At 65.7% G+C, this 17,577-nt stretch carries 19 protein-coding genes; 10 read left to right on the top strand and 9 right to left on the bottom strand.

Translation table 11 applies throughout. The features are described from left to right. Positions 1-5: 5 nt before the first annotated feature. The gene (locus Q8M85_RS07665) at positions 6-500 is read left to right on the top strand and encodes a DUF1993 family protein (protein ID WP_305542448.1); all 495 of its coding nucleotides are present in this window, start codon (positions 6-8) and stop codon (positions 498-500) included. Next, complete coding sequence (locus tag Q8M85_RS07660) at positions 497-1,039, top strand: cysteine hydrolase family protein (protein WP_305542445.1); 543 nt, start codon at positions 497-499, stop codon at positions 1,037-1,039. The genes Q8M85_RS07665 and Q8M85_RS07660 overlap by 4 nt, the downstream gene beginning before the upstream one ends. 347 nt (positions 1,040-1,386) lie before the next feature. On the opposite strand, the gene Q8M85_RS07655 is transcribed toward Q8M85_RS07660, so the two are convergent. Beyond that, positions 1,387-2,586 carry an MFS transporter gene (locus Q8M85_RS07655; RefSeq protein WP_305542442.1) on the bottom strand — a complete coding sequence of 400 codons (1,200 nt, stop codon included), beginning with the start codon at positions 2,584-2,586 and terminating at the stop codon, positions 1,387-1,389. Between the two features lie 416 nt (positions 2,587-3,002). Next, positions 3,003-5,531, bottom strand: a complete 2,529-nt coding sequence (gene hrpB / locus Q8M85_RS07650) for an ATP-dependent helicase HrpB (protein WP_305542439.1) — start codon at positions 5,529-5,531, stop codon at positions 3,003-3,005. 258 nt (positions 5,532-5,789) lie between these two features. Between hrpB and meaB the strand changes: the two genes are divergently transcribed. The 3 genes from meaB to rpmB all read left to right on the top strand — a co-directional run bounded on the left by meaB (position 5,790) and on the right by rpmB (position 8,166). After that, positions 5,790-6,767 (top strand): methylmalonyl Co-A mutase-associated GTPase MeaB, encoded by a 978-nt coding sequence (gene meaB, locus Q8M85_RS07645; RefSeq protein WP_305542436.1) that lies wholly within the window; start codon positions 5,790-5,792, stop codon positions 6,765-6,767. Next, on the top strand, positions 6,764-7,570 hold the full coding sequence (locus Q8M85_RS07640; RefSeq protein ID WP_305542433.1) for an alpha/beta hydrolase: 807 nt from the start codon (positions 6,764-6,766) through the stop codon (positions 7,568-7,570). The genes meaB and Q8M85_RS07640 overlap by 4 nt, the downstream gene beginning before the upstream one ends. Positions 7,571-7,878: 308 nt before the next feature. Next, positions 7,879-8,166: a 50S ribosomal protein L28 gene (gene rpmB, locus Q8M85_RS07635; protein ID WP_305542430.1), complete on the top strand. Its 288-nt coding sequence runs from the start codon at positions 7,879-7,881 to the stop codon at positions 8,164-8,166. Between the two features lie 290 nt (positions 8,167-8,456). On the opposite strand, the gene Q8M85_RS07630 is transcribed toward rpmB, so the two are convergent. Together Q8M85_RS07630 and arr are read right to left on the bottom strand one after the other, a co-directional pair. Further along, on the bottom strand, positions 8,457-8,765 hold the full coding sequence (locus tag Q8M85_RS07630; RefSeq protein ID WP_305542428.1) for a hypothetical protein: 309 nt from the start codon (positions 8,763-8,765) through the stop codon (positions 8,457-8,459). 414 nt (positions 8,766-9,179) lie between these two features. After that, a complete protein-coding gene (gene arr, locus Q8M85_RS07625; protein WP_305542425.1) occupies positions 9,180-9,578 on the bottom strand; it encodes an NAD(+)--rifampin ADP-ribosyltransferase in 399 nt (132 codons plus the stop codon). A gap of 165 nt (positions 9,579-9,743) precedes the next feature. Here arr and lepA point away from each other — a divergent pair, with 165 nt between their 5' ends. Next, positions 9,744-11,543 (top strand): translation elongation factor 4, encoded by a 1,800-nt coding sequence (gene lepA, locus Q8M85_RS07620; protein WP_305542422.1) that lies wholly within the window; start codon positions 9,744-9,746, stop codon positions 11,541-11,543. Between the two features lie 131 nt (positions 11,544-11,674). Here the strand turns inward: lepA and Q8M85_RS07615 are convergent, their stop codons facing one another. Then, positions 11,675-11,875: a hypothetical protein gene (locus tag Q8M85_RS07615; protein ID WP_305542420.1), complete on the bottom strand. Its 201-nt coding sequence runs from the start codon at positions 11,873-11,875 to the stop codon at positions 11,675-11,677. Between the two features lie 131 nt (positions 11,876-12,006). After that, on the bottom strand, positions 12,007-12,141 hold the full coding sequence (locus Q8M85_RS07610; protein WP_305542419.1) for an entericidin A/B family lipoprotein: 135 nt from the start codon (positions 12,139-12,141) through the stop codon (positions 12,007-12,009). A 182-nt stretch (positions 12,142-12,323) separates the two neighbouring features. On the opposite strand from Q8M85_RS07610, the gene Q8M85_RS07605 reads away from it, so the two are divergent. From Q8M85_RS07605 to dtd, 4 genes are read left to right on the top strand one after another with little or no spacing between them, the layout of a single operon-like run. After that, entirely contained in the window at positions 12,324-12,617 is a 294-nt protein-coding gene (locus Q8M85_RS07605; protein WP_305542417.1) for a hypothetical protein, read from the top strand. 50 nt (positions 12,618-12,667) lie between these two features. After that, positions 12,668-13,633, top strand: coding sequence for a phosphoribosylaminoimidazolesuccinocarboxamide synthase (locus tag Q8M85_RS07600; protein ID WP_305542415.1), 966 nt, complete (start codon positions 12,668-12,670; stop codon positions 13,631-13,633). A 42-nt stretch (positions 13,634-13,675) separates the two neighbouring features. After that, the gene (locus tag Q8M85_RS07595) at positions 13,676-14,599 is read left to right on the top strand and encodes a carbohydrate kinase (RefSeq protein ID WP_305542413.1); all 924 of its coding nucleotides are present in this window, start codon (positions 13,676-13,678) and stop codon (positions 14,597-14,599) included. After that, on the top strand, positions 14,596-15,039 hold the full coding sequence (gene dtd, locus Q8M85_RS07590; protein ID WP_305542411.1) for a D-aminoacyl-tRNA deacylase: 444 nt from the start codon (positions 14,596-14,598) through the stop codon (positions 15,037-15,039). The genes Q8M85_RS07595 and dtd overlap by 4 nt, the downstream gene beginning before the upstream one ends. Before the next feature lies 1 nt (position 15,040). Here the strand turns inward: dtd and Q8M85_RS07585 are convergent, their stop codons facing one another. The 3 genes from Q8M85_RS07585 to Q8M85_RS07575 all read right to left on the bottom strand — a co-directional run bounded on the left by Q8M85_RS07585 (position 15,041) and on the right by Q8M85_RS07575 (position 17,564). After that, positions 15,041-15,208, bottom strand: a complete 168-nt coding sequence (locus tag Q8M85_RS07585) for a hypothetical protein (RefSeq protein WP_305542408.1) — start codon at positions 15,206-15,208, stop codon at positions 15,041-15,043. Between the two features lie 174 nt (positions 15,209-15,382). After that, complete coding sequence (locus Q8M85_RS07580; RefSeq protein ID WP_305542406.1) at positions 15,383-15,562, bottom strand: hypothetical protein; 180 nt, start codon at positions 15,560-15,562, stop codon at positions 15,383-15,385. Positions 15,563-15,671: 109 nt separating this feature from the next. Next, positions 15,672-17,564 carry an acyl-CoA synthetase gene (locus Q8M85_RS07575; protein ID WP_305542403.1) on the bottom strand — a complete coding sequence of 631 codons (1,893 nt, stop codon included), beginning with the start codon at positions 17,562-17,564 and terminating at the stop codon, positions 15,672-15,674. Positions 17,565-17,577: the final 13 nt, after the last annotated feature.

Raw genomic sequence — 17,577 nt, 5'->3', positions numbered from 1 at the left:
CCCAAATGCACCGTCGTTCCGTCGCCGTCTTCGACCGCTTTCTTTCCGCCCTCGCCACGATCCTCGACAAGGCCGACTCGCATTGCGAGGCGAAGAAGATCAAGCCCGAGGTGATCCTTGCGGCCCGGCTCTTCCCTGACATGTTTCCCTTCACCCGCCAAGTCCAGCTGGCCTGCGACTTCGCCGCCCGCGGCACCGCGAGGCTGGCGGGGCAAGAGCCGAAAGGCTTCCCCGACACCGAGACCAGCTTTGCCGAGCTGAAGGACCGCATAGCCGCAGCGCGCGGCTACATGGGCAGTTTCCAGGCCGCCGACTTCGCCCATGCCGACACCCGCGAGGTGCATTTCAAGGCTGGGGGCCGCGACATGGTGCTGAAGGGTGACGAGTTCCTGTCCTTCTACGCCCTGCCGCAGTTCTTCTTCCACATCACCACCGCCTACGACATCCTGCGCCACAACGGGATCGACCTTGGCAAGCGCGACTACATGGGTGCGCCATGAGAGCGGTCCTTGTCATCGACATGCAGCAGGGCATGGCCGACCGTATCCGCGAGGGCCGCCCCACCGCGACGCCGGATGCGCCCGACCGCATCGAAGCACTTTTGTCCCAGGCCCGCGCGACCGGCACGCCGGTGATCCATGTCCTGCATGACGACCCCCGCGTTGACTCCCCGTTCCGCAAGGGCTTGCCGGGGGCCGAGCCGATGCCCTGCGCCGTCCCCCAGGCCGGTGAGATGGTGGTGTGGAAACATGGCTCTTCGGCCTTCCACGGCACCGGCCTTGATGCCCATCTGAGGGGGCAGGGTATCACCGAGCTTGTGGTCGCCGGGGCGGTTGCCGCGTTCTGCGTGACCTCTACGGTCCGGCAGGCCTCGGACCTTGGCTACACGGTCCTTTTGCCGCAGGACGCCCTTCTGGGCTTCGACCTGCCCGCCCATGACGGAGGCCAGATCGACGCGGGCACCGTATTGCGGGTAACCCTGTCGCTTCTCGGGGCCGATTTCGCGACGCTGACGACGGTCGAGACGCTCGCGGCCTGAGGCGCCTGTGGGCGGGCGATTCGCCCGCCTGCGTCCGGGCCGGGTCTCGAAACACGCGCCGCCGCGCCGGTCCAGGTCAGGAGCCGGAGGTGCAGGCCTGACGTCCCGCCTCGGCTCCCCGCATCGCGGCAACGCAGCCGTCCAGACCGTCAAGCTCCTCCGCGTCGAAACCCGGTGTCAAAGCCCGGTGCCGAAGCTGGTGTAAGGGCCGGTGTCCCGGCCGGTGTCTCAGCTTATGTCAAAGATGGACCGGGGCAGGCTTCGCGCCCGCGAGCGGTTCGCCCCCGCGACCGGGGCCACTCCGGCCCACACCGAACCGGCCGCGGCGCAAAGCGCGGCAGCCAACCTTACGCCGGCTGCCCCTCTGCCGGGGTCAGCACTTTCGCGCCATCCGCATCCGCCGCCCGCATTGCCAGCAGTGCCACCAGGATCAGGATCAGCGACAGCCCGGCATAGGTGGGACGGAAACCCACATGCTCGGCCACGAAACCGATCGTCGACGGTGCGACAAGGATGCCGCAGTAGCCGACCATCGTGACGATAGAGATCGCGCTTGCCGCCGGCAGCCGCGGATGGTTCCCGGCAGCCGAGAACAGGATCGGCACCATGTTGGCGATCCCCAGGCCCGCAATGAAGAAGCTGACGATGACCATCCAGTCTTGCGTGGCCACCGCCCCGCCCATCATCCCCGCCGCCCCGAGCCAGCCCGAGATCCGCAATGTGCGCACCGCTCCGAACCGGTTCCTGACCGTATCGCCCAGAAAGCGCATCAGTGCCATCGCCCCGGCAAAGAACGCGAAGCCAAGGCCCGACACGAAGACATCCGATCCCAGTTCCTTCTGCATGTAGATCGCCGCCCAGTCGAGGATCGCGCCTTCTGGCACCATCGAGGCCAGCGCCAGGAAGCCCAAAAGCCAGACGTGGAAATCCTTCGGGAACAGCTTGGTCTTCGGTGTGGGCGCAGCATCAAGCACCACCGGCCTCGACTCTTCGGGCAAGAGGAAGGGCATCGCCGCAACGACGATCATCGCAACCAGGCCTGCAGTCAGCAGCGACTGCACCTCGGACCCCCAATGGGCGATGACCCAGGCCCCGGCCGAACCGCCGATGAAGCCGCCCAAGCTCCAGAACCCATGCGACGACGACATTATCGCCCGGTTCAGCCGCCGTTCGATCACCACGGCCTGTGCGTTCATCGCCACGTCCATGCAGCCCGCCATCGCGCCGAATATCGCCATGAACAGTGCAAGCAGCCACAGATTCGGCGAAAAGACGACCATCGGCAGCACCGGGATCAGCGCCAGAGAGAACAGCGACAGCACTCGACGCCCGCCATAAAGGCTGATCAACCGCCCGGCAAAGAGCATCGCCGAAACCGCGCCGAGGCCCAGGACCAGAATCAGAAGCCCCAACGCCGACTCGGTCACGTCGTGACGCGGCATCAGCAGCGGGATCTGCGGCGCCCAGGCACCCATGACGAAGCCGTTCGCCAGGAACATCGCCGCCACCGCCCACCGCGCGCGCCGCGCCTGCGTATCCACCTGCATCATCTGCCCCTGTGATTGTTAGCGCACGTCATATTCCACGCGCCAAGCCGGGGAAAGGCCGCAGCGATCAATCCGTGTTGCAAGCCTGAAAGGAAGGCCGGCCCCCAACCCGCAAAACGAAATCCGCCCGGACGACGCCGTCGACCCTTTCCCAGCCCGGACGCAGAACTGCAATCCAGTTGCCCAAGCCCGGCCAGGGCGGGGGTGTCGCCCGGAAACGGCACGGTCATCGGGACGGGCGAACAACTCTCCAGCCGCCAGTAAGGGAAAAAGCCGCAGAAGGCCGGGACTGGGGCAGCCAGGGGGACCGCGCCACGCAAGAACCGGGCCCGCCAACGCATCGGCGCCTTCCATCCGCAAGACCCAAGCGGGCACTCCGCGCCTCCTGCTCTGGTCGGGATCACTGCCCGACCGCCTCAGGTCCCCCGCGGCTTTGCTCGCAGTGTCGGTTCCGCCTGGGTCGGGTCCTCGGGCCAGGGGTGCCGCGGATAGGCCCCGCGCATGTCTTTGCGAACATCGGCGTAGGAGGTCGCCCAGAACCGGGGCAGGTCGGTCGTCACCTGCACGGGCGCGCGAGCGGGCGACAACAGCGTCACCCTGACCGGCATCCGCGCGGCACCCACCACCGGATGCACCGTTACCCCGAACATTTCCTGCAGCCGCACTTCGATCGCCGGCACTTCGCCCTGATAATCAATCGGGATCTTCCGCCCCAGCGGCGTCTCGAAACTGCCGGGCACCAGACGGTCCATTTCGGCCAGCCGGTCCCAGCCGAGCAGCCCCTGAATGGCCGGAACCAGGTCGAAGCCCCGGATATCCGCCTCGGTGCGCAGGCCCGCCAGATGCGGCAGAAGCCAGTCCTCGGCACTTGCCAGAAGATCGGCATCGTCCAGCCCCGGCCAGGTCTCGCCCCGCGCCAGTTGCGCCCGGGCCCGCAACCGCCGCGCGGCGGGCGACCAGGGCAGCCCCAGCAGGCGCACCCCGTCCAGCGCCGCACGCGCAACCGCTTCGGCCTCAGCGTCCCAATGCCGGTCGTCCAGCACCAGCGCCCCCAGCCGCTCTTGCCGCCGCGATACGACACGGCTCTCACGCCTGGACCATTCACAGACCTCGACCCAGGCGATGCGATCCCCGTAAAGCCCCCGCAGTTCGGCCTCGCTGATCGCAACCGCCTGCCGCACCGTGGCCTCCCGCGCATCGCCATCAAGATCCGTCGCCACGATCATCCGCGCCCCCGAGAGGCCAAGCCCCGCCGCCATCACGGCCCCCTTGCCCGACGACAGGACCCAGCGCGGCGCTTCGCCCTTCCGCCGCAGCCCGATCCGGTCCGGGTACGCCAGCGCCGCCATTTCCGCCAGGCTTGGGCCGGAAGTGCCGTCCCTTTCCATTTCGTTCCCAGAATGGGGAAGTGGCCGACCACCCGCAGGCCCATGACCATCGCCGCTATGCTTCAAGCCCGCCCGATGCAACGGCGATGGCGAAGCTCTGCCCCTTTCCAGCCGAAAGGCCGCCGCCGCCAGCCGCTTTGCTTCGGCCCGGACGCGTTCCACCACGCCACGGTCCGCCTGCGGTCCCGGTCGCGCCACGGCCTGCATCCGCAAGGCCAGGTCCGGCCCCGCCCCCCGCAGCGGATCGCGCTCGGCCAGCAAAGCGGCCAGGGTCGCCGCCTCGGGTCCCGCGACCGCAAGCATGTGCCCAAGCCGGGGATGCAACGGCAGCTCTGCCAGCACGCGTCCGTGGGCCGTGATATGGCCCTTCTCATCCAGCGCCCCCAACCCGATCAGCAGACTCCGCGCCTCGGCCAGGGGTCCTGCAGGCGGCGGCGTCAGGAAGGGAAGCTCCGTCCCGCCCCACAGCGCCAGTTCCAGCGCCAGGCCTGCCAGGTCCGCCACCTCGATCTCGGCTGGCGGGTAGGGCGCCAGGCCGCCCTCCTCCCCCTTCGTCCACAGCCGATAACACACTCCAGCAGCAACCCGCCCCGCCCGGCCCCGGCGCTGCTCGGCCTCGGCCTTTGTCACTCGCTCCGTCACCAGCCGGGACATGCCCGAGTTCGGGTCGAACCGCGCCCGCCGCGCCCGGCCCGCATCCACTACGACCCGGATATCCGGCAGCGTCAGCGAGGTTTCGGCAATGGACGTGGCCAACACCACCTTCCGCCCCTCGGCGGGGGCCAGAGCCGCCCGCTGCGCCGCAAAATCCATTGCCCCGAACAAGGTCCGCACCGCGACCCCCGGCAAGCCGCGCAACAGCCCTTCCACCCGCCGGATCTCGCCTTCGCCTGGCAGGAAGACCAGCACGCCGCCTTCCGTCTCTGTCAGCGCCGCCTTCACCGCCCCGGCCACCACACCCTCCAGCCGCTGCGAGGCCTCTGGCGGACGTGGCAACCAACGCGTTTCCACGGGATACGCCCGTCCCTCCGATGTCACCACCGGCGCGTTCCCCATCAGTGCCGCCACCGGCCCCGCATCCAGCGTTGCCGACATCACCAGAAGCTTCAGGTCCTCGCGCAGCGCCCCCCGCACCTCCAGGCACAAGGCGAGCCCAAGGTCCGCATTCAGCGACCGCTCATGGAATTCGTCGAAGATCACCAGCCCGACGCCCGCCAGCTCTGGATCCGACTGCAGCATCCGCGTCAGGATGCCCTCGGTTACCACCTCGATCCGCGTCGTGGCCGTGACCTTCGCCTCCCCCCGGATGCGGTAGCCGACCGTCCGCCCCACCGGCTCGCCCAAGGTCTCCGCCATCCGCTCGGCCGAAGCCCGCGCCGCCAGCCGCCGCGGCTCCAGCATCAGGATTCGGCCCCGAACCACCCCGCGCGTCAGCAGGTCCAGCGGCACCAGCGTCGTCTTTCCCGCCCCAGGAGGCGCCTGCAATACCGCCATCCCGCGCAAGGCCAACGCCTCGGCAAGGTCAGGCAACACATGGGATACCGGCAGTTCAAGCATCCCCCGCTTATCGCAAGGGTCCCCGGCCAAGACCAGACCCGGCCGCGCCCCTATTCCCTTTCACTTTTGCCCAAGTATCCCCGCCGGAGGCAATCCCGAGCCGATCTGTGCGTCCTTCACGCGCAGATCGGCGAGACAAAAGGCCTTCGCGCGGCACGCGCTCCATTCAAAACCGTCCCGACAAGCAGGTCGCTTGCCTACACTCCCCCTCGCCAAGCCCGGTTCCTTCCGGCAATAAGGCACAAACGAGGGGGGACAATGGACATCCAAGAACGCGCCCGCCTGATCCGCGCCGGGGACCGCCGGGCGCTTGCCCGCGCCATTACGCTGGTCGAAAGCGCCCGCCCCGACCACCGGGCCGAGGCGCTGGCGCTTCTTGACGCGCTTCGCTCGGGCCCGCAGGCGCTTCGCATCGGACTCTCCGGCACGCCGGGGGTGGGCAAGTCCACCTTCATCGAAACCTTCGGCCTGATGCTGACCGCAAAGGGCCTCAAGGTCGCTGTTCTTGCCGTCGACCCCTCCTCCTCCCGCTCCGGCGGCTCGATCCTTGGCGACAAGACCCGGATGGAGCGCCTGTCCCGCGACCCGAACGCCTTCATCCGCCCCTCGCCCAGCCAAAGCCAGCTTGGCGGCGTTGCCCGACGCACCCGCGAAGCCGTGGCCCTTTGTGAAGCGGCTGGCTTCGACATCGTCCTGATCGAAACCGTCGGTGTCGGCCAATCCGAAACCGTGGTCGCGGAACTTTCCGACCTCTTCGTCCTCCTCCTCGCCCCTGCCGGTGGTGACGAGCTGCAAGGCGTCAAGCGCGGCATCATGGAGATGGCCGACCTTATCCTCGTCAACAAGGCCGACGGCGATCTGAAAGCGGCCGCGATGCGCACCGTGGCCGACTACGCCGGGGCGCTCCACCTCCTTCGCCGCCGCCCGCAGGACCCCAAGGGCTTCCCGAAGGCGCTGCCCGTCTCCGCCCTTGCCGACGAGGGTCTGGCCCAGGCCTGGGACGAGATCCAGATCCTGACCGCCTGGCGCAAGGAGCACGGCCACTGGGACCGCACCCGCGCCACCCAGGCCCGCCACTGGTTCCAGGAAGAGGTCCGCCAGGGCCTTCTCGCCGCTCTGATGCGCGAGCCGCAGAAGGGCCTGATGACCAGCCTTGGCGACCGTGTCGCAGCCGGGGACCTGACGCCCGAGGCCGCCGCCACCCGGATGCTCGAACTTCTCGGTCGCGGGCGTTGAAGGGGGCTTACCCGACCGAAACCCTGTTTGACGGCGACCGACTGCGCGCGCGTCTCACCCGCCCGCTGGGCGGCGGCGCGGTCCTCTATGTCACCTTTCGTCAGCGGCTGGACGAGCCGGGCAGCTTCTCGGACGACCCGCCCGTCCGGCAGGCCCTGGCCTTGGGTCTGGCGCACCTGCACCTGCAATCGCGCTGGAACGACTGGTATCTGAACTCCGAGACCGCTGCGCTGGAAGCCGCGCTGCGCCGCCTGCGGCAAGACTTCGTTCAGGCGCGGGCGGTGGGCTACTCGATGGGCGGCTACGCGGCCCTGCGGTATGCGGCGGCGCTCGACCTGACGCAGGCGCTGGTGATCTCGCCGCAGTTCACTCTGGACCGGACGATCCTGCCCACGGAGCGCCGCTACCGGGAAGCGGCAGATTTCGACCGGGTGCTCGGCGACCTAGCCCGCCACGGCAAGCCCGACCTCTGCGGCGCCGTGGTCTTCGACCCCAGCCACCCGCTTGACCCGCTGCACGCCCGCCTGATCCGCCAGACCATGCCCGGAATGGCCCCGGCGCCCTGCATGTTCGGTGGCCATCCCGCCACGCAAGGACTCCGTGCCGGGGGCGGGTTTCGACAGCTCCAGGCGCTTGGCCTGAATGGAGCCCTGTCGGCCCCCGCCATCGTCCGGCTCCACCGAGGGCTTCGCACAACCTCCAGCCGCTACTGGCATTTCCGCGCCAAGGCCTGCCTTGCCCGCGGCAGGACCGCCGAGGCGGAACGCGCGCTCGCCCGCGCCGAAAGGCTTGCGGACGTGTAGGGTGGGCGATACCGCCCACCCTACACTGATGCGTCAAGATCAGCGCCAGCCCCAGGACCGGCAAAGCCGTCCCCGCCCAGTTGGTCAGCGCCACAGCCACGTCGATCAGCGACAGCCCAATGTGCCGCCGTCTCTGATCCGGTCCTGGCACGATTGCCGGGCTGGCCAACGCCGCGCCTGTCCGGCGCCTTTCCTCCCGCCTGACCGCTTGACGCCGCGCAGGATTCCCCTTACACGCCCTCAATCGAATTCGAGGGCTGGGGATTCCCCGCCTTCTCCCGCTTTTGACGAACCGAAGGAACACCAGAATGTCGCGCGTCTGCGAACTTACCGGCAAGGGGCCGATGTCGGGCAACACCGTCTCCCACGCCAACAACAAGTCCCGTCGTCGGTTCCTCCCGAACCTGAACGAAGTGACCCTGATCTCCGACGTGCTTGGTCAGTCGTTCAAGCTGCGTGTCACCGCTGCGGCGCTGCGCTCGGTCGACCACCGCGGGGGCCTTGATGCCTATCTGGCTAAGGCCAAGGACGATGAACTGTCGACCGCCGCGCAGAAGATCAAGAAGGACATCGCCAAGGCACAAGCCGCGGCCTGATCCCTTTGGCACCATCGAAAAGGCCCCGCCTTCGTCAGGAAGGCGGGGCCTTTCGCATTTGATCTGGACGATTTGGTCTGGACGGTGGGCAAATTGCCCACCCTACGCCTGCGCAATGCGGGCAAGCGGTCTGGACGGCGACACCTGCGAAAGGCGGGCGATCCGCCCTGCCTATGGATCATCCGGCGCGGTCGTCAGTGCAGGGGTGTCAAATCCTGTATTGATCACCTCACGCCCCACGTCCGCGCTGGAGCAGGGTGGGCGATCCGCCCACCGCCACCTGCCCAGGATCACCCGGCGCAATAGGCCTGGGCGGTCTGGCCGAAGCTCTTGTAGCGGTCCCAGAACGCATCGTCCGATTTGGATTGCGACACCCAGGTCGAGTGTGCGGCCTCTGGGTCCTTGAAGAATTTCGCCGCCCGCCGCTGGTCTCCGCCCGAAAGCGTCATGTCCGCTGCCTGCTGGATGCAGCCGCAGAGTGACCGGTTGCCACCCCGGTCCGAGGCCATGCAGGCCCGCTCGATCGGGCCGGCATTGGCCACACCGGACATAGCCGAAAAAGACACCGCCGCAACGGTCGCAAACAAGATGGATTTCATTTCGCTCTGCCTCATTCGCCGGGCATGTCGGGTTTACCCGTTCCAATGCCGGTCATTGTGTAAGCGGAATAATGCCAAGTCCAAGCAAAATTTTCAAGCCGTTTCAGATAGTTGCCGCTCTCAGCGGGATTCCGCAACACTTCGTGGGATTGTCCATGCCCCACCACAACATCGGGTATCTGGCTGGAACGGGGCGGGTTCCCCGATCCCGTCTTGCCCGTCCGCCGATTCATGTCCGACCCGCCCGATGCAAGCCGTGGTGCCTGACGTCTTGCAGCACAATCTTGCGGTAAGGGCAAAGACACCCATCAGCTTTCGGTCGCGAACAGGAGACGAGAAGTGAAACCCTCTGCCCGGCCGCTGCCCAAGGCCGCACAGGCGCTGCGGACGGACCTGGCCCGACGCATCGCCGGGTCATTCGATTGGTTCGATCCCCTCGGCCCGGGTTCTCGCCGAAAAGGCGCGCAAGGCGGCCAGCCGCTCGGTCGGTGTCCGAGCCCAGCCCGTGACCTCACCCAGAACCCGCAACGGCGCCTTCGTCCGGTAGGACCGCGTCGGATTGCCGGGGAACTTCTTGTCCGTGACGTTGGGATCGTCCTCAAATGCCGCCTCGGGCGCGACGACATAGACCCGTGCCTCGCCACCCTCGGCCGCAAGCTCTGCCGCCAGGACTGCGATCTCCAGGCGCGCGGTCATGTAGACCCACCCCGCCGGCCGCCCCGCGCCATAGTTCGACCTGTGCCCCGGCACGATCCGGTCGCCCTCGCACAGCGCCACTTTCGTCCCGTGAAAGAAATGCTCTGGTCCGTCCATCCCTGCCGCTCTCCTTCTGCCAAGGCTTGCAAGACTGCCGAAGACTGCGTCCGCTGCCCAGACTTGAACGGAATTCCCTTCTCCCCACATCAGTGCAAAGCGCCCGGGCTTTTCCCTTCCGCATAAGCCCTTCCCGCCTCCCGCGCCCTAAGCTATATGCGGCGCATGACCGAGCTTTCCCAGATCCGCAACTTCTCCATCGTGGCCCACATCGACCACGGCAAATCCACCCTCGCCGACCGGCTCATCCAGATGACCGGCACGGTGGCTGCGCGCGACATGAAGGCGCAGATGCTGGACTCGATGGATATCGAACGCGAACGCGGCATCACCATAAAGGCCAACACCGTTCGGATCGAATATCCGGCCAAGGACGGCAAGACCTACATCCTGAACCTGATCGACACCCCCGGCCACGTCGACTTCGCCTATGAAGTCAGCCGGTCGATGCGCGCCGTCGAAGGCTCGCTTCTGGTGGTGGACGCGTCGCAAGGCGTGGAAGCCCAGACGCTTGCCAACGTCTACCAGGCGCTCGACGCAGGCCATGAGATCGTGCCGGTCCTGAACAAGATCGACCTCCCCGCCGCCGAACCCGAACGCGTCCAGCAGCAGATCGAGGACGTCATCGGGCTCGACGCCTCGGACGCCATCATGATTTCGGCCAAGTCCGGCCTCGGCATCCCCGACGTGCTGGAGGCGATCGTCACCCGCCTGCCGCCTCCGAAAGGCGACCGCGAGGCCCCGCTGAAGGCCATGCTGGTCGACAGCTGGTACGACGCCTACCTCGGGGTCGTCGTGATGATCCGGGTGATGGACGGCACCATCCGCAAGGGCGACCGCGTCCGCATGATGCAGACCAACGCCGTCTACGGCATCGACAAGCTGGCGGTCCTGAAACCCCAGATGGTCGACATCCCCGAACTTGGCCCCGGCGAGATCGGCATCTTCACCGCCTCGATCAAGCAGGTCCGCGACACCCGCGTCGGCGACACCATCACCCACGAACGCAAAGGCTGCGCCGAGGCGCTTCCCGGCTTCAAACCCGCGCAACCCGTGGTCTTCTGCGGCCTTTTCCCCGTCGATGCGGCTGATTTCGAAAACCTCCGAGACGCCATCGAAAAGCTCTCGCTCAACGACGCCAGCTTCAGCTCCGAGATGGAAACCAGCGCGGCCCTCGGCTTCGGCTTCCGCTGCGGTTTCCTCGGCCTTCTGCACCTTGAAGTCATCCGTGACCGGCTGGAGCGCGAGTATAACCTTGACCTTATCACCACCGCCCCCTCGGTCGTCTTCCACGTCCACATGAAGGACGGCGAGGTGCGCGATCTGCACAACCCCGCCGACATGCCCGACCTGACCTACGTCGATCACATCGACGAGCCGCGGATCAAGGCAACCATCATGGTCCCTGACGAATACCTCGGCGACATCCTGAAGCTGTGCCAGGACCGCCGCGGCATCCAGCTGGACCTCAGCTACGCCGGCAACCGCGCGATGGTGGTCTATGACCTGCCCTTGGCCGAAGTGGTGTTCGACTTCTACGACCGGCTGAAATCGGTGACACAAGGCTACGCCAGCTTCGACTACACACTCTCGGAATACCGCGAGGACCATCTGGTCAAGATGTCGATCCTGGTGAACGACGAACCCGTCGACGCCCTGTCGATGATGGTCCACCGCGACCGGGCCGAGGCTCGGGGTCGATCGATGGTCGAAAAGCTGAAAGACCTGATCCCCCGCCACATGTTCAAGATCCCGATCCAGGCCGCCATCGGCGGCCGGGTGATCGCCCGCGAGACCCTCTCTGCCATGCGCAAGGACGTGACCGCGAAGTGCTACGGCGGCGACGCGACCCGGAAGAAGAAGCTGCTGGAGAAGCAGAAGGCCGGCAAGAAGAAGATGCGCCAGTTCGGCAAGGTCGAGATCCCGCAGGAAGCGTTCATCGCGGCGTTGAAGATGGATGGGTGAGGAAAGCGGGCCGTCTCTGTGCAACTGTGGGGACCGAGCAGTTGTTGATGGCGAAGTGGTTGGCGCGCTTGATCAGCATACGCGGCCCACTAACGCCTGACCCGGGAGTCCTTCAAACAGACTCTCCTTAATTACCTGCAAACCCCAAGGTCATCACAGAACACCCCTGCAGCCCCGCCGATCACTGCTCCGGTAATCGCGTTTCCGCCCGTCACGTCGGCGATCACCGCGCCACCTGCTGCACCCGCAAGGCCGCGCTCGGTGTCGGTGTTCAGGCACCCCGACAGGGCCACGGCGCAGGCCAGCAGGCCGAAAAGCTTCACAGTCTTCATCACATTACCCTCCAAGGTTGCGGCCCTGATCCTGCCCGCTCGCTGCGCGCTCTGCATCGGGGAACGCCGCAGACAGCGCCGGGTCGGCGGCGCTCCTCCCACCCGGCACACCGAAACCGGCGGTGATCTGCTTACATTTCGGACTGTGTCTCCTGCGCCTCGTCCTGGATCACCTCTCCGGCCGCCTCCAGATCGCGCCCGGCCCCCTGGACCGTCTCACAGGCGACAAGGCCCAACAGGGCGAGAAGTGCGATGGCTTTGGTCATGGGGTCAGTCCTTCTTTGCTGCTCCCTCCAACAACCCGCCAATCCGCGTCTCGTTCCCGTGGCTGCCACAGCAAGGTTGACGTTCGACGATCTGGCCGTGCGTATGGACGCAATCCATACCGCATCCATACCGAAGCCAGACGCTTAACCCCCTGTTAACCAACCTCTGCCACCCTGACCCGATGAAAGCCCTCATCCCCCTTGTGTTCCTCGCCGCCTGCGGTGCCTCCCCCGCGCCGGAGTTCTTCGGGGCCAGCCGCACCGATGTCACGCTAAATGGCAGGGATTACACGGTTTTCCAGAAAGGGGAGCGGGTCGAGGTCATCCGCCTTGGCTACGCCACCCGCGGCGAACATCAGGAAATCCGCGCCACGATGATCGAACTGATCCCGCGTGTCACGGGCTGCAAGCTCAGGGAGTCAACGTTAACCGGCGACAGTGGAGAAATGCGCGGCTCTCTGGACTGTCCGGCTTGACTTGAAGGCCTGAAAAGCCAAGAAGCAGGCACCAAAACCGGGGGCCTGCCATGCGCCAGATCGACCTTTCCCGCACCCTGCCGCACGCAAGGATTCCCGAACTTCCGAACCCCTATTTCGGCAAGGTCCGCGATTGCTACGATCTGCCCGACGGGACCCGGCTCCTGATCTCCTCCGACCGGATTTCGGCCTTCGACCAGATCCTTGCGGTCATTCCGTGGAAGGGCCAGGTCTTGACCCAACTTGCCCGCTACTGGTTTGAAAAGACAGAAGATATCGCCGCGAACCACGTCCTGTCCTACCCCGATCCGAACGTCGTCCTTGGCAAGAAACTGACCATCCTTCCGGTCGAAATCGTGGTCCGCGGCTACCTGGCCGGCACCACCTCCACCTCGATCCTGACGCAGTACAAGGCCGGGGCGCGCAGCATGTATGGCCACACTCTGCCCGACGGCCTGACGCCCAACCAGGCCCTGCCGCATGCCATCATCACGCCCACGTCAAAGGCCTTCGACGGTGGCCATGATGTGCCGCTGACGGCCGACCAGATCATCGACACCGGGCTGTTGACGAAATCCCAGTGGGACGAGGTTAGCCATAAGGCCCTTGCCCTCTTCGCCCGGGGTCAGGAAATGGCCGCCGAGCGTGGCTTGATCCTGGTCGACACGAAATATGAATTCGGCACCGACGCGGATGGCAACATCCTTCTTGCCGACGAAATCCACACGCCGGACTCCAGCCGCTACTGGATCGCTGATGGCTACGCGAAGGCCTTCGAAACTGGCGACCGTCCGCCCAGCTTTGACAAGGACGTGATCCGGTCGTGGGTCGTGGCGCGCTGTGATCCCTACAAGGATCAGATACCGGATATCCCATTGGAAATGATAGAGAAAACGGCAAGAATCTACATTGATGCCTTCGAGGCGATCACCGGCCAGCCCTTCGTTCCTGACACGTCGGGCGCGACCCCGCTGGACCGCGTCCGGGCCCACCTGACGCCGTTCTTCACGACCTGACCTGTTTGCGCTAACAGTAGCGAAACCCAAGGGGGGACGACCATGATTCTCAGCTGTGGCGAAGCGCTTATCGACATGCTGCCCAGGACCTCCACCGCAGGAGAGCCCTGCTTTGCCCCCTACGCCGGGGGGGCGGTCTTCAACACCGCCATCGCCTTGGGGCGCCTTGGCGCTCCGTCGGCGTTTTTCTCGGGCGTTTCCAATGACATGCTTGGAGAAATCCTGGCCGACACCCTAACAGCATCCAAAGTCGACACCCGCTATCTGGCGCGGTCGGACCGGCCGACCACGGTGGCCTTCGTCAAGCTGGTGAACGGCCAGGCCACCTATGCGTTCTACGACGAGGCGACGGCCGGGCGGATGCTGTCAATCGATCAACTGCCCGACCTTTCGGCGGACACTTCGACGCTGTTCTTCGGTGGGATCAGCCTGGTGAACGACCCCGCTGCCAGCACTTACGAGGCGCTGCAGGCGCGCGAAAGCAGCATGCGCGTCACCATGATCGACCCGAACATCCGCCCCGGGTTCATCGCGGGAAAAGAGGTCGAGTACCGTGCCCGGATCGAGAGGATGGTTGCGCGGGCGGATATCGTGAAGCTGTCGGACGAGGATCTGCACTGGCTGGAAGGGCAGGGTGACCTGACCAATCTGGCGCGCGGGATTCTGGCGAAGGGACCGAAGGTCGTTTTCGTTACAGAAGGCGCAAGCGGGGCGCGGGCAGTGACTTCAACGCAGGATATTTTCGTCGCTGCCCAAAAGGTTACAGTCGTCGATACCGTCGGCGCGGGGGATACGTTCAACGCCGGGGTCCTGGCCGCCCTGCATCAGGCGGGGGCGCTGAGCAAGGCCGGGGTCACCAGCCTTTCTGACGCCGCTCTCACGTCCGCGCTGACGCTTGGCACCCGCGCGGCGGCGGTCACCGTGTCTCGCGCGGGGGCCAATCCGCCCTGGATCGCTGAACTGTGAGAGCGGTCCTTCAAAGGGTCACCAAGGCCCAGGTCCATGTGGCTGGGGAACTTGTTGGCGAGACGGGAAAGGGCTTTCTGATCCTGATCTGTGCGATGGGCGGCGACACTGAAGTGCAGGCCGAAAAGCTGGCGGCCAAGGTCGCCAAGCTGCGCGTCTTCAAGGACGAGCCGGGCAAGATGAACCTGTCGATCCGCGACATTGGCGGCTCAGCCCTTGTGGTCAGCCAGTTCACCCTTGCGGCTGACCTGCGCGGCAACCGACCGGGTTTTTCCACCGCAGCACCTTCGGCAGAGGGCGAGAGGCTGTACCTGCACTTCAGTCAGGCCCTTGAAAACGAAGGCGTTCCTGTCGCGCATGGGCAGTTTGGCGCGGATATGGCGGTCAGCCTGGTAAACGACGGGCCGGTGACCATCTGGATGGACACCGACCAGCTTTAGCCTAGTTGAACGGATTGCTCGGGGTCGGGTCCGTGATCACTTCTCCGCACTCCACCAATGCGCCGATCGAGGCGCTGGAGCCGGCCAGTGAGTAGTTCTGCACGTCCGTCCCATCGGCATCCCGCAGGAACAGTCGGCTGCCACGGGCAACCTCGGTTATGAAGTTCACCCCTGCCTGGTCGTCGGGCAGGTAAAACAGGACCGAGTTCTGGTACAGTTCGGCACCCGTAAGGTTCCAGGGCGCGCGGCGGTCGATCTGGACGCCCAGATCGGCGGTCTGTCCCTCCCCGAAGGACCAGGCGCTTGAATAGAACTGCAGCTGGACCGCTCCATTCGGGAACGTTCATATCGAGAAACTTTCACCCGGCGCCGTCACCTCGGCCACGCAACCGATCGAGCCGTCATCCCAGCCGACGACCGAGACCTGCCAATGCTTGTGCGAAAACAGCACTTCGCTTTCCTGCGCGTTTGCTCCGCCCACAGACGCAGCGAACAATGCCGCCAGACTCCAACGAAAGTTCATATTCCGATCCCTTGAAACGATCCCTTCGCGCCTGTCTTCGCGCCACCGCGCGATTCAGGCAAATGAAACTTGCAGTCATCCGGGCGACAGTGTGCGCCCTGTTGCGGCTTCAGGCGACCCACTCCCACGGGTTCGAGAACTGGCCCAGCACCGACTGCACCGCCGCATCCTCGACCGGAGCGGCCTTCTGCAGCTGTGCGACCAGCCCGTGCTTCTTGTCCTCGACCACAGCGGCCACCCGGGCGGGGACCCCAGCCTCGGCCAGGGCCGCGTCGAAGGTCCGGGTGATCGCCATCCGGCGCAGGTCGGGCTTGAAGACCTTGCCCACGGCGGTCTTCGGCAATTCCGGCAGGATTTCCAGATGCTTGGGCAGTGCCGCCCGTTCACTGATGTGTTTCGTGGCATAGGCCATCAGGTCATCCACCGTAGCCGAGGACCCCTTGACCAGTTCGACATAGGCGCAAGGAAGTTCACCGGCATGGGCGTCGGGCTGCCCGATCGCGCCAACAAAACCCACCGCCTCGTGACCCATCAGGGCCTCTTCGATGATCGCCGGGTCGATATTGTGGCCGCCGCGGATGATCAGGTCCTTGGCCCGCCCGGTGATGTAGAGATAGCCGTCGGCGTCGATCCGGCCCAGGTCGCCTGTGCGCAGGAAGCTGCCCTCGGCGAAGAGTTCGCGGTTCTTGTCAGCCTCGGTATAGGTCGAGCCTTCAAAGACCCCGGGGTTCGAGATGCAGATCTCGCCCACCTCGTCGACGGCACATTCGCGGAACTCGGTAGCGCCCTGCTTGGTCAGGATGCGAACGTTGCAATAGGGGAACACGAGGCCGACCGAGCCGATCTTCTTTTCGCCCTCGGGCGGGTTGATCGAGACAAGGCAGGTCGCTTCGGTCAACCCGTAGCCTTCGATGATCTCGATCCCGGTTTCCTTCTTGAAGCGGTTGTAAAGCTCGACAGGGAGCGGCGACGAGCCCGAGAAGGCACTCCGCAGGCTGGAGATATCGGCATTGACCGGGCGCTGCATCAGGGCGGCAAGGGCAGTGGGCACGGTGATCATGTAGGTCACCTTGTAGCGTTCGATCAGCTTCCAGAAGTTGTCGAACACGCCCTCGCCGCGATAGCCCTGCGGGGTCGGAAAGACCACATGCGCGCCCGAGCCGATCATCGACATCAGGATCGGGTAGCAGGCAAAGACATGGAACAGCGGCAGCGGGCACATCACGACGTCCGTGGGCTTGAACAGCAGCGTCGAGCCAAGCCAGCCGTTGTAGACCATGCCGCTGACCTTGTGCTGCGCGACCTTGGGCATACCCGTGGTCCCGCCGGTGTGGAAATAGGCGGCAACCCGGTCCTCAAGCGTGTCCGCGAAGGTCAGCTTGTCCGCCGGCATCCGCGCAAGCTCGACGCTGAAGTCCTTGATATTCGCGGTATGCTGCGCCGGGTTCTTCGGGCGGACCCAGGGCACGATGATCTTCTTCAGGCCCGACAGGTAGGGGACGAGGTCCACCTCCAGCACGGTCTTGACGTTCGGCGCGAATTGCACCGCCTCGGAGACCTTCTGCGGCAGGTCGGTCTTGGGGAAGGCCTTCAGGGTGACGACGACCTTGGCATTGGTCTCGCGCAGGATGGCGCTGATCTTTTCCGGCTCAAGCAACGGGTTGATCGGGTTGACGATCCCGGCAACAGCCCCGCCCAGCAGGGTGACCGCCGTCTCCATCGCGTTCGGCATGATGAAGGCGACCACGTCTTTTTCGCCGACGCCCAGGCTGCGGAACAGGTTGGCGGCCTGGGTGACCTTGGCATGCAACTCGGCCCAGGTGAGGGTCTGCTTCTTGGTCTCCGGCCCCGACAGCAGCTGGTAGCTGATCGCCGGTCGGCCGCCGTGGGCGGCCTTGGCGCGGCTGAGGTATTCGTACATCGATCGTGCCTGGCCGCGGTCGGCCCAGGGCATTTCCGCTTCTATGGCCTTCAGGTCCGCAGCCGTGGCGAAAGTGGTCATGGTTTCCTCCCCT

The organism is Tabrizicola sp. (genome assembly GCF_030694085.1).
GTDB lineage: Bacteria > Pseudomonadota > Alphaproteobacteria > Rhodobacterales > Rhodobacteraceae > Tabrizicola.
The sequence above is the reverse complement of the archived record's forward strand: the minus strand, read 5'-3'. Positions and strand labels throughout refer to the sequence as shown.

What these genes read in the sequence shown, in the direction of transcription:
- Q8M85_RS07665 (WP_305542448.1), top strand. Translation starts at nt 6, where the DNA reads ATGCACCGTCGTTCCGTCGCCGTCTTCGACCGCTTTCTTTCCGCCCTC.
- Q8M85_RS07660 (WP_305542445.1), top strand. Translation starts at nt 497, where the DNA reads ATGAGAGCGGTCCTTGTCATCGACATGCAGCAGGGCATGGCCGACCGT.
- Q8M85_RS07655 (WP_305542442.1), bottom strand. Translation starts at nt 2,586, where the DNA reads ATGCAGGTGGATACGCAGGCGCGGCGCGCGCGGTGGGCGGTGGCGGCG.
- hrpB (WP_305542439.1), bottom strand. Translation starts at nt 5,531, where the DNA reads ATGCTTGAACTGCCGGTATCCCATGTGTTGCCTGACCTTGCCGAGGCG.
- meaB (WP_305542436.1), top strand. Translation starts at nt 5,790, where the DNA reads ATGGACATCCAAGAACGCGCCCGCCTGATCCGCGCCGGGGACCGCCGG.
- rpmB (WP_305542430.1), top strand. Translation starts at nt 7,879, where the DNA reads ATGTCGCGCGTCTGCGAACTTACCGGCAAGGGGCCGATGTCGGGCAAC.
- Q8M85_RS07630 (WP_305542428.1), bottom strand. Translation starts at nt 8,765, where the DNA reads ATGAAATCCATCTTGTTTGCGACCGTTGCGGCGGTGTCTTTTTCGGCT.
- arr (WP_305542425.1), bottom strand. Translation starts at nt 9,578, where the DNA reads ATGGACGGACCAGAGCATTTCTTTCACGGGACGAAAGTGGCGCTGTGC.
- lepA (WP_305542422.1), top strand. Translation starts at nt 9,744, where the DNA reads ATGACCGAGCTTTCCCAGATCCGCAACTTCTCCATCGTGGCCCACATC.
- Q8M85_RS07615 (WP_305542420.1), bottom strand. Translation starts at nt 11,875, where the DNA reads ATGAAGACTGTGAAGCTTTTCGGCCTGCTGGCCTGCGCCGTGGCCCTG.
- Q8M85_RS07610 (WP_305542419.1), bottom strand. Translation starts at nt 12,141, where the DNA reads ATGACCAAAGCCATCGCACTTCTCGCCCTGTTGGGCCTTGTCGCCTGT.
- Q8M85_RS07605 (WP_305542417.1), top strand. Translation starts at nt 12,324, where the DNA reads ATGAAAGCCCTCATCCCCCTTGTGTTCCTCGCCGCCTGCGGTGCCTCC.
- Q8M85_RS07600 (WP_305542415.1), top strand. Translation starts at nt 12,668, where the DNA reads ATGCGCCAGATCGACCTTTCCCGCACCCTGCCGCACGCAAGGATTCCC.
- Q8M85_RS07595 (WP_305542413.1), top strand. Translation starts at nt 13,676, where the DNA reads ATGATTCTCAGCTGTGGCGAAGCGCTTATCGACATGCTGCCCAGGACC.
- Q8M85_RS07580 (WP_305542406.1), bottom strand. Translation starts at nt 15,562, where the DNA reads ATGAACTTTCGTTGGAGTCTGGCGGCATTGTTCGCTGCGTCTGTGGGC.
- Q8M85_RS07575 (WP_305542403.1), bottom strand. Translation starts at nt 17,564, where the DNA reads ATGACCACTTTCGCCACGGCTGCGGACCTGAAGGCCATAGAAGCGGAA.